This is a genomic window from Bartonella saheliensis (genome assembly GCF_902162175.1).
In genome coordinates, this window is record NZ_LR607195.1 from 16,918 (window position 1) to 31,456 (window position 14,539).

Here is a 14,539-nt window from a genome sequence, read left to right on the forward strand (position 1 = left end):
TGCGTTTAAACAAAACTCCTCTTTTAACAAGACCAAAGTCCCCCCTCTGTCAAAAGATAAATTCCCTCTCACTCTCACAAAACAAACACCAAGCCACCAATCTCTTCATCCTCACCATCACCAGTGTACAGCGATCAACACGGACACTTTAAAAAATGATGGGAGAAAAATGCTCTTATCACATATCATTTCAATATTCTCCCCACATTGTTTATGAGGTGCAAGCCTTGCTTGCACCTCTCTTATAAAACTTTTACCTAAACTTTTCTCCAAAACTAAAGTGACTTAAGCGTCGTTAGAAGGCTCCTATTTTTCTTTATCACGTCCTGTAGCATTCGACTTCTTTCCAGAATTGGCTTTACTTGAAGAACGATTGACCCCTTTTGCAGTACTTTTTGTATTTTGCGTTTTTTTCTCCATATCATGAGAGGGCCCGCCTTGAGGCTCAGCATCATTGGCTTTGACATTTCTGGATTTTGTTGTTTCCTTTCCAACTTTTGTCTCTGCTTTACCAACATCAGTTGTATTGGCATCAACCTTATCGACCTCAGCTTTTTTGACATCCATTTTTTCAACGTCTGTTTTTTCAGCTGTTGCTGCATAAGCCTCTGCTTTTATTGCTCCCGTTTTAGGCACAGAAGAAACACGCGGAGCAGCATTTTCATCTTTTTGAGTGCGTGAAGGGGGTTTTCCAGCAATAACTTCATTAATTTCAGCGCCAGTTAAAGTTTCATATTCCAACAAACCCTGTGCTAAAGCGAACCATTCTTGTTTTTTTGTTTTCAGGATTTTAGTAGCATTTTTATAAGCATCATCAATGAGTTTACGCACTTCAGCATCGATCATACGTGCAGTTTCCTCAGAGACATTTTGTGTCCGTGCCACGGAATGCCCTAAAAAGACCTCATCTTGATTATCACCATAGGCCACATTGCCAAGCAGATCAGAAAATCCCCAGCGTGTAATCATGGCGCGTGCTAATTTTGTTGCTTGTTCAATATCGGAAGAAGCACCTGATGTGATATTTTCCTTACCAAATTTCAATTCTTCGGCGACACGCCCTCCCATCATGATAGCCAAACGAGAAATCATCCACCGATAACTCATGGAATAGCGATCACCTTCAGGCAATTGCATCACCATACCCAAAGCTCTTCCTCTTGGTACGATTGTTGCTTTATGGACAGGATCAGCAACAGGCACATTAAGTGCGACGATAGCATGTCCTGCTTCGTGATAAGCTGTGAGTTCTTTTTCTTCTTGTGTCATAGCGGTTGAACGGCGTTCAGCCCCCATCATCACCTTATCTTTTGCATCTTCAAACTCTTGCATAGTGACGACTCTTTTATTGCGGCTAGCAGCCATGAGAGCAGCTTCATTCACAAGATTCATCAGATCAGCACCAGAAAATCCTGGAGTTCCCCTTGCCAACACTTTCAAATCCACATTAGGGGCTAAAGGCACGTTACGTACATGCACTTTTAAGATTTGCTCACGCCCAGAAACATCAGGGTTTGGCACCACCACTTGCCGATCAAAGCGCCCTGGTCTTAACAAAGCAGGGTCGAGCACATCAGGACGGTTTGTTGCGGCGATAAGAATAATACTTTCATTAGGCTCAAAACCATCCATTTCGACCAGCAGCTGGTTTAAGGTTTGCTCACGTTCGTCGTTTCCGCCTCCCAGTCCAGCACCACGATGACGTCCCACCGCATCGATTTCGTCGATAAAGATAATGCAGGGGGAATTTTTTTTAGCCTGTTCGAACATATCGCGCACGCGGCTTGCCCCGACACCAACAAACATTTCAACGAAATCGGAACCTGAAATGGTAAAGAACGGCACATTGGCTTCACCTGCCACAGAACGTGCCAGCAAAGTTTTACCCGTCCCTGGAGGACCGACCAGCAACACCCCCCGTGGGATACGTCCGCCTAAACGTTGAAATTTTTGTGGTTCCCGTAAAAATTCGACAATTTCTTGGAGATCCTGCTTTGCTTCTTCAACGCCAGCAACATCTTGAAAAGTAACACGCCCTTGCGCTTCATTGAGTAATTTTGCTTTTGATTTACCAAATCCCATCGCCCCCCGTGATCCATTTTGCATTTGTCGCATAAAAAAGACCCACGCGCCAACGATAATAATAACAGGCAGCAAAGAAAAGAGCAGATTAAGGAAGATACTATTACCAGTGCTTTCAGGAATAGCTCTAACATTCACATTTCTGCTTTCCAATTTTTGTATCAAACCTGGATCTCGTGGAGCATAGGTTGAAATAACTCTGTGCTCGATGGTTTGTCCGGTCAATTTTTGACCTTGAATGGTCACAGATTTCAGCTCATTATTCTCGACCTTTTGCAAAAATTCGGAATAAGAAATCTCTCCCCCTCCAGAACGCTGGCTATCTCCATTAAAGAGAGAAAACGATATAATCAAAATCAAGGCAATAACTCCCCAAATGAGGAGAGAGCGGTAATTGGAATTCATATTCAGCCCACTTAATTAAATATATATTTTAACAGTTCCCCTTAACATATAACCTTGTCTACTCCTTGCCAAGGTATGAGAAGATGTTTATTATCTTTTTAGAGTGATTTTTCTTTATCTTTTCACCTCAAGATTAAAAAAAGGTTCCAGAACATTCACAAGAGCGGCATCTTCACATGAGAACAGCCAATGGAAAGGAGCCATAATGCGCTTGATGGTGATATTTTGCTGAAAAACAGTATGCTTTGTCAACTCTGGAATATCATATCCTTTTTTATTTGAGATCATCAACAGCGATTGTAAAGAGGGAAAATGCGTTTTTTCAAGATCGCTATGGCTCTGTTTAAGGAGAGATTTCAACTCCTCTACACCTGCTGCTCCAACCTTTATGGCATCAGTTCCATGATTGCTAACCTGATAGCGCCCATCCCATAAAAAAGTTGTTTTTGGCGCAACGATTGCCTCTTTCATGTTTCGAGATTCGCGCCAAAGAGCAATACCACTTCCATTATACTCAATGACGGATCCCGCATAAGTAAAACGCTGCTTTTGGAATGAATTGAGACAAAGTTTTTGCATAAAAGTAATTAATTTTTGCTTAGGAAGCAAATAACAGCCTCCTCCCATTAACACAGCAAACAACCCAACGACAGAGGGAAAAGCGCAGTGTTGCTGGAGAAATGGTGCAGGCTTTGCGATAAAACAACGCCCATATTCAACCATAATATCCAGAGCCAAAATCAAATCGGCAATCATTTGTGCCTGTTGACGACGTGCCCGTGTCGCTTCGTGAATCTTTTGAACAATACAGGAAAACTTTTTTTGATGAAGGGATTGGCGCACACGCACACGTTCAAAATGAGGATTTTCGTTGCTTGGATCATCAATCCATGTTGTCCCCTTAAAATGCAAATAAGCACGCAATGTTTCGCGCTTGGTACCAAGGAGTGGACGAAGCAAACGTATTTTTCCACGCAACACCGCCTCGCGCGCCATACAAGATAAACCACGCGCAGACATCAACCCATCATTTTTTTCGGCAATAACACCATTGTTTTGCGCCATATTTTTTCCGGATGCTGTAAAATAGACGCCATCATGCACACTCTCCAGGGTTCCAGCTTGCACAACATCCCCAAGCACCCTCGCATGCCTCCCATCATGCACACTCTCCAAGGCTCCAGCTTGCACAACATCCCCAAGCACCCTTGCATACCCCCCATCATGCACACTCTCCAGGGTTCCAGCTTGCACAACATCCCCAAGCACCCTCGCATGCCCCCCATCATGCACACTCTCCAGGGCTCCAGCTTGCACAACATCCCCAAGCATCCTCGCATACCCCCCATCATGCACACTCTCCAGGGCTCCACCTTGCACAACATCCCCAAGCATCCTCGCATGCCCCCCATCATGCACACTCTCCAGGGCTCCAGCTTGCACAACATCCCCAAGCATCCTCGCATACCCCCCATCATGCACACTCTCCAGGGCTCCAGCTTGCACAACATCCCCAAGCATCCTCGCATACCCCCCATCATGCACACTCTCCAGGGCTTCACCTCGCACAACATCCCCAAACGCCCTCGCATGCCCCCCATCATGCACACTCTCCAGGGCTTCACCTCGCACAACATCCCCAAACGCCCTCGCATGCCCCCCATCATGCACACTCTCCAAGGCTTCACCTCGCAAATTCTTATTTTTTTGGAGACGCCAAGAACGCATCTGATAGGTTTCCACCTGATCATTGAGTGTATGCCCAGTCATAATAAGGGTTGCACCTTGTTTTTGTGCTTCTTGAAATAACAGATCATAGCGTGCAACACGAGCACTTGAAGCGATATGGGTTTTTGGTTTTTCACCTTCCCACCGCAAAGTGACATGTTGAATGCGATGGGCACGACAAATTTCTGCAACGATTGAAGCTTCACGCGCTGATTCTTTACGCAATTGATGATCAACGGTGACAGCAATAATTTCTGGAGGAACAGAGAGAGTTTTTAAATGGTCTTTGACTAAAAACAGCAACGCCAGAGAATCACTCCCTCCCGAGACCGCAAGGATCAATTTTTTACACTGGATAAAATCCGATGTTTTAAAGAGATTTCCTGCTAGTCTAACGCACACCGCGGATGACCTCACTCCTTTTTAGAGGTTTACAAAAGACAGACTCTAACGTTTTAGAGTGTTTTGCTTTTTTTGCAAAAAGTGTACAAGCCTCTTTATTGGGTTCAAGAGCCACCATACTTCTCGCCAATTTCAGTAAAATCTCAGAAGTGTAAGCTTTCTTTTTATCTGCGTACCATACGTTAAGATACACTTGTGCTGCTTCATGATAGCGTTTTTGTCCCAACAAAGCCTCTGCTAACCAAAACAAGGCATCATCACTTAAAGGATCTTTTTGATAACGCTGTTGAAAAGCACAAAAGTTTTTTTCGGCATCAACATAATGGGCTGCAAGGAGAGCATCATAGCCTTTTTTATACAATTCTTGAGAAGAAGTATCTTTACCCTGCTGCGGTCCGCTACCATCATTTGTCTCATAGGTTTTCTCTAAAAGATTATGGGTTTCCTGCAAATGATCCTCTCTTTGCTTTGCATTCTTATGCATTTCTTTCAGATTTTCACCCGCATCTTTTAAATGATCATGCACCTCTTGCAAACGGTCTTTATGATCATGGCTCCCCACTCTCGCATGATGACTTTCCACATCAGCACCACTCTTTGCAGCATCTTTTGCGCTATGCTCACCAACCTCTTTTGTTACAGCAGACAGATTTTCATCGCCAAGAGCACTCTCAAAGGCACAAGAATAAACAGAAGAGTCTTGTTTATCAAAAAGCTGGTGGAATTGCTTTTGAACATTTTTCAGATTGTTATGATCAAGCACCGTTCGTATCTTATGCAAGAGTTTATCCAAATCATAATCTTTAAAGAGCGTCTTTTGATTTTCTAGGAGTGACTCTCGACTTTGCAACGCCCCCTGAACAGAGAGATCCGTAGCATCGGCAGCCTTTTTCACAACATCAGAAACAGCTTTATGCACTGCATTAGAAGCCTTACTAGCAACCCCAGCAGCAGTTTTATTCACCGCATCGGCAGCCTTTTCTGCTGCACCAGCACCCACTTTCTTCACCGCATCGACTGCTTTTTCTGCTGCATCAGCGCCAGCCTTATCCACCGTACCAGCAGCCTTTTCCGCCGCATCGGCAACCTTTTCCGCTACACCAGCATCTACTTTCTGCACCGCATCGACTGCTTTTTCTGCTGCATCAGCGCCAGCCTTATCCACCGTACCAGCAGTCTTTTCCGCCGCATCGGCAACCTTTTCCGCTACACCAGCACCCACTTTCTTCACCGCATCGACTGCTTTTTCTGCTGCATCAGCGCCAGCCTTATCCACCGTACCAGCAGTCTTTTCCGCCGCATCGGCAACCTTTTCTGCTACACCAGCATCTATTTTCTTCACCGCATCGACTGCTTTTTCCGCAGCAGCACCAACCTTATCCACCGCATGAGAAGCCTTTTCTGCTGCATCAGCACCAGTTTTCTTCACCGCATCGACTGCTTTTTCCGCAGCAGCGCCAGCCTTATCCACCGCATGAGAAGCCTTTTCTGCTGCATCAGCACCAGTTTTATTCACCGCATCGACTGCTTTTTCCGCATCAGCACCAGCCTTATCCACCGCATCAGCGGCTTTTTCCGCAGCATCAGCACCCGTTTTCTTCACCGCATCGGCAGCCTTTTCCACAGCAGCACCAGCCTTTTCCACCGCATGAGAAGCCTTTTCTGCTGCATCAGCACCCGTTTTCTTCACCGCATCGGCAGCCTTTTCCACAGCAGCACCAGCCTTATCCACCGCATGAGAAGCCTTTTCTGCTGCATCAGCACCAGTTTTATTCACCGCATCGGCAGCCTTTTCCACAGCAGCACCAGCCTTATCCACCGCATGAGAAGCCTTTTCTGCTGCATCAGCACCAGCCTTATCCACCGCATGAGAAGCCTTTTCTGCTGCATCAGCACCCGTTTTCTTCACCGCATCAGCGGCTTTTTCCGCAGCAGCACCAGCCTTATCCACCGCATCAGCGGCTTTTTCTGCTGCATCAGCACCAGTTTTCTTCACCGCATCGGCAGCCTTTTCCACAGCAGCACCAGCCTTTTCCACCGCATCAGCGGCTTTTTCTGCAGCACCAGAATCCGTATCATCCTTAGAATATTGGGTAAACCAGCGCGCTCCACTTTGAACAGACGAAGCAGAACAAGCTACGAGAACAGCCATATAAAAGGCAATTCTCCAATTTTTTTTACCAGATATCCACATAGTTTTCTCCCCTCTACTGCTGGTTTTTTAGAACCGTTCACGTTACTTCAATGTTGTAACAGCACGACGATTTTGGTTCCAACAGGAAATATCATCACACACTGCTACAGGCCTCTCTTTCCCATAAGAAATTGTTTGAATCCGTTGTGCGGATACACCAAGAGAAATCAAATAGTCACGCACAGCAACAGCACGACGTTGTCCAAGTGCTAAATTATATTCACGCGTTCCACGCTCATCAGCATGACCTTCAATCATAATAGAATAATGCGGATAATGCAGCAACCATTCTGCTTGGCGCACCAAAACACGCTCAGCATCAGAATCAATGGAAGAAGAATCAAGACTAAAGAACACCCGATCTCCAACATTTACCGTAAATTCCTGTCCTGAACCTGATGTAACACCAGCACCATTCAAGTAAGCGCCATTCATACCTTTGAGTGCACTGCCACGTTCTTTTCCACAACCGACCAAAGCCAGTGAAGCAAACAAGACCATAGCGAAAGGATGAAGGATAATATTTTTGCTAGAGCGCATATGTTGATTCTCCTTAACGAGTTCCCATAAAAATTGAAAGAACAGATTCTTTCAAAAATGCCTCAAGAATAACTGCTAATTCCTAATGAAGAAAAAATTTTCTCTTTTAGCGATTATCCTTCATTTAAGTTTTTCGTATTTCTTTTCATCGCCTGCCTTTCCGCATCGAGATGAAAATGCATTTACAGTTAACCATTTATTTATGCATCATCCTCCTGACGGCTTTTTTGGAGTGCATTCAGTTTTGCAAAAACCTTATCCGCATCAAAACTCTTGTTATGATCATTTTCCGGCATCTCTTCATGAAGATCAACATTTTCTGTCACGGATGCGGGTAGCAAAGTCTTATCGCCCTCTAGAGAAGCGGGACGGTTTTTTGCCGCACGTTGGAGTTCAAAATCCAAATCAATTTGCGAACACAGTCCCAACCCGACGGGGTCGAAAGGTACTAAATTTGCACTATTCCAATGGGTTCTCAAACGAATTTGCTCAATGGTTGCTTTTGTTGTTCCAATGAGCCGCGCAATCTGTGCATCCTTCAATTCGGGATGATTTGTTACCAACCATAAGATTCCATTAGGACGATCTTGGCGCCGAGAAAGAGGGATATAGCGTGCACCTTTACGCTTTTTCTCAGGAATGCGTACCCTCGATTCAGAAATTTTTAAGCGTGCATTTTGGTCAGCCTCCACGCGAGCAATTTCACTACGTGTCAACTGACCCGAACTAATGGGATTGAGTCCCTTAATACCATGAGCAGCTTCACCATCGGCGATAGCTTTCACTTCCAACACGTGTAATTTACAAAACTCTGCAATCTGATCAAAAGAAAGAGCAGTGTTATCAACCAACCAAACAGCTGTGGCTTTGGGCATTAAAAGTTGCGTTGCCATCTTTATAATATCCTCTCACTTTGCCTCTTTAGATTGATTATTGAGGCAGATTATTGCTCACTTTAGAGCAGTGGATCTTTTTCTTACACATCAGGTTTTCTTCACTCCCTCTTAAAAATAAAGCGAGTTATGAAATAAACCACTTTTGCCATGAAATTATCCTCTGTTATAACCTGATTTTTTCTGAACGACAAGACATCTGTCTTGTATAGCTCTTCAACGGGGTATCTTTACCTTTAAGATGAATTTTCTTATAAAGGATTTATTTGATCACCTCATCTTGATACTGTGGCACTGTAATTCTGGTAAAATCCGTGTTTCATCACCTAAAATTGAGGAACATTACAACCGGAAAGAAGCCCTCAAACTGGAAGGAAAACTATGGCAGGTCATTCACAATTTAAAAATATTATGCACCGTAAGGGACGTCAAGATGCAATGCGTTCGAAAATATTTTCTAAACTTGCACGTGAAATCACCGTTGCAGCCAAACAAGGCGCCCCTGATCCAGCCATGAATCCACGCTTAAGGCTCGCTGTGCAAAATGCTAAGGCACAATCAATGCCAAAAGATAACATTGAGCGCGCCATTAAGAAAGCCTCAGGAGGTGATGTCGAAAATTATGATGAAGTTCGCTATGAGGGCTATGGACCAGGGGGTGTTGCTGTCATTGTCGAAGCCTTAACGGATAACCGCAACCGCACCGCTTCAAATGTACGTGCTGCTTTCACCAAATCAGGTGGAGCGTTAGGCGAAACAGGCTCGGTGAGTTTTATGTTTAATCGCATTGGCGAAATAATCTATAAGTTAGAGGTGGGAACAGCAGACAGCATCATGGATGCCGCCATCGAAGCTGGTGCCGACGATGTACAATCAGAAGAGACCGGACATCACATTACCTGCGCCTTTGAAGATATTGGCGAAGTTTCTAAAATGCTTGAAGCCACACTTGGCGAAGCAGAATCAATTAAAACCATTTGGAAAGCCACCACCCTTGCACCAATAGATGAAGAAAAAGCTTTATCGGTTTTGCGGCTTATTTCTACATTAGAAGAAGATGATGACGTGCAAAATGTCTATGCTAATTTTGATGTAAGCGATGAGGTTTTAGCAAAACTGTCTCATTAACCTCCACACAGCCATTCTAGGGAGCTATTCCAGGGAGCCTATCATTGTGTGTTCTCACCTTTGTCATGAGAGCCACCGATGGCTATCTACACAAAAGTGTAACCGCTTCTCATTTTATCACAACAAAGATACAGCCCTGTTTCGCTTACAGGGCTATTTCACACAGCCCTTAAAACATTTTCAACAAAAGTATAAAAACTTTTTACCAAGCTTTTTCATAGAGCTCTTTGGCTCAAAAGGTCATCTCCTTAAAGAAAAGACAGCAACGCCAAGACTACAAAGAGCAAAACGCACGATATATTTCAATCAACTGATGAGCATGCAAAAACCACCGCCCTTAACGCGCAGAAAGAATTGTTGGCATACAGACCGCATAATGTCCTCACATCGTCCTCGCCCTTAAACAACACATCTGAAATCTAAAAACACTTGCCAACAAATGTTTCGCCTCCAGAAGCTCCGCCCAAATTTCCTGCCCCAATTTTCTGTATTGATAAAGGACAGCAGATGTGGCGCAAAATCTGCCCCCCTCCCGTTCAATGAATTGATCAACATGAAGAATGCCTCTCTTAAGTGGTAAAGAGACGTTCGCTTACACAAATGACAGAGAATTTTGTCTTGTTTATTGTTATCAAGCCCCTCATTTATTGTATAGTAAGCAAGGGCGACCATGCCGGATCAGACGCATCATTGGGGGTGGGCAATTGGCGTTCATTGCGTCCTGTAATATCAATTGTATAAAGTTTTGGCCCCATACCTGGATTTTTACGAAAGAACATCAGAACGCGTCCATTAGGCGCCCAAGTTGGACCTTCATTGTGAAAACCTGTTGTTAAAATGCGCTCTCCTTTCCCATCAGGACGCATCACACCGATAGAAAATTGTCCTTCTGACTGTTTGGTAAAGGCGATATAATCACCCCGTGGAGACCAAATGGGTGTAGAATAGCTCCCCTCATTTGAAGAAATACGCTGGATATTGCTCCCATCCGCATTCATGGTGTAGATTTGCGGCCTTCCGCTACGATCAGATGAAAAGACAATTTGCAATCCATCGGGCGAATAAGAAGCAGAGGTATCAATAGCTGAAGTTGTTGTAAGCCTCGTCATTGTGCGGGTGCGTAAATCCATGGTATAAAGATTTGCACTTCCATCATTTTGCAACAAACTCATGATTACTTTTTGTCCATCAGAAGAAAAACGCGGAGCAATAGTCATATTTTCAAAAGTTCCTATCAACTCCCTTTGCCCCATTTCGATTTGTTGCAAATAAACATGCGGCACTTTATTGTGCTCATAAGCCATATAGGTAATTTCCTGTCGTTTTGGTGAAAAGCGAGGGGTTAGAACCAATTCACTACCATCAGACATATAGATCAAATTTGCTCCATCTTGATCCATAATCGCTAACCGTTTAACGCGTGCATTTTGGGGGCCTGTTTCATCTATAAAAACAATCCGTGTATCAAAATAACCACTTTCTCCTGTCATTTCACTATAGATCTCATCAGCGATCATATGTGCAACCCGCCGCCAACGTTCTGTTGCAGTATAAAAGCGGCGTCCTTTGAGTTGACGCTGCCCAAAGACATCCCATAAACGAAACTCAACTCTCAACCGGCCATCAGTTTCTCTAATCACTTGTCCAGTTACCAACCCCTGTGCTTTTATTTTTTTCCAATCAGAAAAAGAGGGGGCTCTATTAGGGTGAGAAATTTTTTCAACAAAAGTTTCCTTATCAAGGGGCAAAAACAGTCCTGAGCGTTCAAGATCAGCTGTTATAACAGCCGACATTTTAAGCCCAATCGAATCATGAGAAACAAAATCTGGGATAGCAATGGGAATGGGATTAAAATCAGCAGTTGAAATAGTACCTTTTAGTTGTGCATAAACCGATGAAAAACTCGAAAGCCACAAACCGCATGTGACAATACACCACGAAAAAAATTTCTGTTTCGTTATAGTCATCATGGAATGTATCCTTTCATTGAAGAAAAATATCTTTGTATTTCATTGTGTTATTTCTTGAAGGGGATCAACATTAAAATCAAACCCCTGCCCCCACAAATCATATTGATCACGTGGAAGCTCTGTATAAGGTTGACATGAAAAAACAGCTGCGTACACCTGCCTTATCATAATATTCTGCTGGCTCTGTGCACCGCTTAAAGGATCAATGATTGGGTCTCCTATCACCATTCCTTCACGATTGAGAGTAAATCGCAACCGCACGATTGGACGATTTTTTAAATCACCACCAAGCGCCACAAGTTTAAGCTTTTGTTGAATACACCCCCCGACCATACTGACCAGTGTTTGTGCCATTTTTGTGGTATCGTTGATATTTTTTCTTGCTCCCAAAGCTTCTGGTGTGTTGGAGCGTTTTGCTCCACCTCCTTGGGTACGTGCACGATTGAGGAGATTATTTTCCTCCATGGCGAGAATATCTTCAATTGTCTTGTCTTTTATTTGTTGTTTTTTCTTATCGCGTGCTTGCGCATTTTCAATTTTGACTTCTGTTTTTGCTTCTTTGGCGGGTTTTGGTTTCAACTGTGGAAGAAGAGGCTTTTCTGGCAGAACAATTTGAGGAAGCTGCGGATGTATTGTTGTTTGCTTTACAGGCTCTTTTTTAAGCACTGGAATCAAGTCTTGTGGCGATACCACTTCTTCATTTTTACGCGCCTCTAAAGGTATCTCAGGCGTAGCCTTTGGTGTATCCTCTTGCTTTTCTAAAGGCACTTCAGAGACAGCTTTTGGGACCTCTTCTTGCTTTTCCAAAGGCACTTCAGGGACAGCTTTTGGAACCTCTTCTTGCTTTTCTAAAGGCACCTCAGGGACAGCTTTTGGGACCTCTTCTTGCTTTTCTAAAGCTGTTTCTGTTTTTGATAATTCTTGTTTGGTCAATTCTGAGAAAGGTTCTTCTGGAGTCTTCTGTTTTTCTGGTGGTGAAGGTGTTGTCTCAATGGGGCGTGGTTTTTCTTTTGGTTTAAAAGGTGCAGTACTATCTATCTGTCCTTCTCCCACATGGTGTGCATCTTGTTTTTCTTGTGGTTTTGTGGTTGGTTTTACTGCGGGAATTGCGCGCACGGGTGCATCCACAGCACCTTGCTGAGAAGAAAGCTCTTGTGTTAAAGGAGCAAGGGTAATGGGAATTGCTTCCAACTGTTGTGGTAAAGAGACGGGATTGATAAAAGTAATAGCCCCCCAGCTAACAAAAACAACGTGCAGCACAAGGGATAAAGCCAAGCCTCGTTTCATACTATGATAAGAGTCTTTGTTCATCTCCCTACCCTGCGTTTTTCATCTTTAACCACTCTCATATTGTTTTTCAAACAACATATGACAGTTTATAATCATTTTATTGTGCGAGACTCGCCAAAGCAACTTGAGAAAAACCTGCTTTTTGAATATCGGCGAGTAATTTTAACACTTTCTGATATTCAACAGTTTTAGCAGCCCGCACAAAAATACGTTGTTTTTTTTGTGTAGGATCTTTTTCCAATTGGCTTTTCAGTTGTGCAATTAAAGCCTCAGCTGTTTCGTAATAATCTTGATTAACAGCCAAGCGTCCCTGTGCATCGATTGAAACGGTGAGTGGAGTCTTTTGCATTCGTACAGGCCCTGCTTGACTATGCGGCAAATCGAGAGGCACACCATTGACCAAAAGAGGAGCAGAGACCATAAAGATAATCAATAACACCAGCATCACATCAACAAAGGGGGTCACGTTGATTTCACTCATCAATTGACCGTGTGAATGATGCCGCCTACGTGTTTTTTTTCGAGCAGAAGAAGCAACAGCAACGCCCATAAACAATCCCCCTTATAATGATGAATTTGTTGTACGTGTTTCATCGAGACGCCGTGAAATAATCGTCGAGAATTCATCGGCAAAATTTTCTATTTGTCCAATAATCCGCGCACTTTCATTGATCAATTTGTTATAGGCAATCACAGCAGGGATTGCTGCAAACAAACCGATAGCGGTAGCCAAAAGAGCTTCGGCAATACCTGGAGCCACAATTGCCAACGAAGTATTTTGAGAAGCTGAAATAGAAAGAAACGACCCCATAATACCAATAACGGTTCCAAAAAGACCAATAAAAGGCCCGGCTGATCCAAGTGTAGCAAGAAAGCCTAGCTTTGATTCTATTTTTGCACTTTCGCGCCCCAAAGTCAGATCCATAGCCTTATCAATGCGACTCTGCAAACTTATTGATGTATGGATTCCTTTTTCTAGGGATTTTTTCCACTCGACCATTGCTGCCATAAAAACGGCTGATATACTATTGGTGCGCTGACTTTTACATTCTGCATAAAGATCTTCGAGTGCCTTTCCAGACCAAAATGTGCGTTCAAATTTTTTAATTTCACGCCGTATTCTGCGATAGGTAAAGATTTTATCAAAAATAATTGCCCAACTCCATACGGAAGCCAGCAATAATAAAATCATCACAGTTTTAACAACGAAACCCGCTTGCATAAACAAATGCAAGATCCCAATCATTTCTGGATTCGTGAGTTCTAGATGCGGCATAATTTTTGTCCCTCTAACTGAAAGGTTCATTTATCAAATAGAATAAAGCAGATTATTTTATAGTTTCTAAATCTAAAAAACAAATTTCCCTCTCTTTTGCCAAAGAGTCCATACGAGAACACTTTGTTACAATGCGTGCATTTTTAAATGACAAGTTTCGCAAAAAGCCCTTTGGGTAAACGGCGCGGTTTTCCTATCTCATTAATGAGAGCAATTTCAACGTCTGCTTTTACCAACATCACATCTTCATGGAGAATATGTTGCTCCATAAAAAAGCGTGCTCCTTGAATGCTCTGAATTCGTGTTTTAATTGTTAACAGATGATCGATTTGTGCTGGTCGTAAAAAATGAAGTTTCATATGGCGGACCACAAAAAACAGTTTTTCACCCTCCACGCCTGCTGCTAGCATCTTGTTATTACAACCGGTATCCCGTAAAAATTCTGAACGTCCCCGTTCAAAAAACTCAAGATAACGTGCATGATAAACGACGCCAGAAAAATCTGTATCCGCAACATAAACACGCACCTGAAAATCATGAAAATCATTTGCAGAAATATTTGTTAAAGAATTTGTTTTATTCATCTGCTCTATCCTATAAAATCGTCTAAAGTAGTAAATTTTCTTATATA

At 43.2% G+C, this 14,539-nt stretch carries 10 protein-coding genes and 2 pseudogenes; 1 reads left to right on the forward strand and 11 read right to left on the reverse strand.

The window, feature by feature from the left end; translation table 11 throughout:
* Positions 1-306 precede the first annotated feature (306 nt).
* The 6 genes and pseudogenes from ftsH to FS875_RS00130 all read right to left on the reverse strand — a co-directional run bounded on the left by ftsH (position 307) and on the right by FS875_RS00130 (position 8,244).
* A complete protein-coding gene (gene ftsH, locus FS875_RS00105; RefSeq protein ID WP_144751315.1) occupies positions 307-2,487 on the reverse strand; it encodes an ATP-dependent zinc metalloprotease FtsH in 2,181 nt (726 codons plus the stop codon).
* 114 nt (positions 2,488-2,601) lie between these two features.
* Positions 2,602-3,531 (reverse strand): annotated as a pseudogene (locus FS875_RS10905) (PP-loop family protein); the annotation flags it as partial.
* Between the two features lie 573 nt (positions 3,532-4,104).
* Positions 4,105-4,617: pseudogene (gene tilS, locus FS875_RS10910) on the reverse strand (tRNA lysidine(34) synthetase TilS); the annotation flags it as partial.
* Positions 4,607-6,811, reverse strand: a complete 2,205-nt coding sequence (locus FS875_RS00120) for a tol-pal system YbgF family protein (RefSeq protein ID WP_246067833.1) — start codon at positions 6,809-6,811, stop codon at positions 4,607-4,609. The pseudogene tilS and the gene FS875_RS00120, both read right to left, overlap by 11 nt.
* A 42-nt stretch (positions 6,812-6,853) precedes the next feature.
* Positions 6,854-7,351 carry a peptidoglycan-associated lipoprotein Pal gene (gene pal / locus FS875_RS00125; RefSeq protein WP_144751318.1) on the reverse strand — a complete coding sequence of 166 codons (498 nt, stop codon included), beginning with the start codon at positions 7,349-7,351 and terminating at the stop codon, positions 6,854-6,856.
* Positions 7,352-7,551: 200 nt separating this feature from the next.
* Positions 7,552-8,244: a DUF1013 domain-containing protein gene (locus FS875_RS00130; RefSeq protein ID WP_144751322.1), complete on the reverse strand. Its 693-nt coding sequence runs from the start codon at positions 8,242-8,244 to the stop codon at positions 7,552-7,554.
* Between the two features lie 381 nt (positions 8,245-8,625).
* Between FS875_RS00130 and FS875_RS00135 the strand changes: the two genes are divergently transcribed.
* Complete coding sequence (locus FS875_RS00135) at positions 8,626-9,372, forward strand: YebC/PmpR family DNA-binding transcriptional regulator (RefSeq protein WP_144751325.1); 747 nt, start codon at positions 8,626-8,628, stop codon at positions 9,370-9,372.
* 644 nt (positions 9,373-10,016) lie between these two features.
* Here the strand turns inward: FS875_RS00135 and tolB are convergent.
* From tolB to ybgC, 5 genes are all read right to left on the reverse strand, one after another.
* The gene (gene tolB / locus FS875_RS00140) at positions 10,017-11,342 is read right to left on the reverse strand and encodes a Tol-Pal system beta propeller repeat protein TolB (RefSeq protein ID WP_144751328.1); all 1,326 of its coding nucleotides are present in this window, start codon (positions 11,340-11,342) and stop codon (positions 10,017-10,019) included.
* A gap of 39 nt (positions 11,343-11,381) precedes the next feature.
* Positions 11,382-12,653: a cell envelope biogenesis protein TolA gene (locus FS875_RS00145; RefSeq protein WP_144751330.1), complete on the reverse strand. Its 1,272-nt coding sequence runs from the start codon at positions 12,651-12,653 to the stop codon at positions 11,382-11,384.
* A 76-nt stretch (positions 12,654-12,729) separates the two neighbouring features.
* Positions 12,730-13,182, reverse strand: a complete 453-nt coding sequence (gene tolR, locus FS875_RS00150) for a protein TolR (RefSeq protein WP_144751333.1) — start codon at positions 13,180-13,182, stop codon at positions 12,730-12,732.
* Positions 13,183-13,194: 12 nt separating this feature from the next.
* On the reverse strand, positions 13,195-13,908 hold the full coding sequence (tolQ, locus tag FS875_RS00155; RefSeq protein ID WP_144751336.1) for a protein TolQ: 714 nt from the start codon (positions 13,906-13,908) through the stop codon (positions 13,195-13,197).
* 143 nt (positions 13,909-14,051) lie between these two features.
* On the reverse strand, positions 14,052-14,492 hold the full coding sequence (gene ybgC, locus FS875_RS00160; protein ID WP_144751339.1) for a tol-pal system-associated acyl-CoA thioesterase: 441 nt from the start codon (positions 14,490-14,492) through the stop codon (positions 14,052-14,054).
* Between the last annotated feature and the right edge of the window lie 47 nt (positions 14,493-14,539).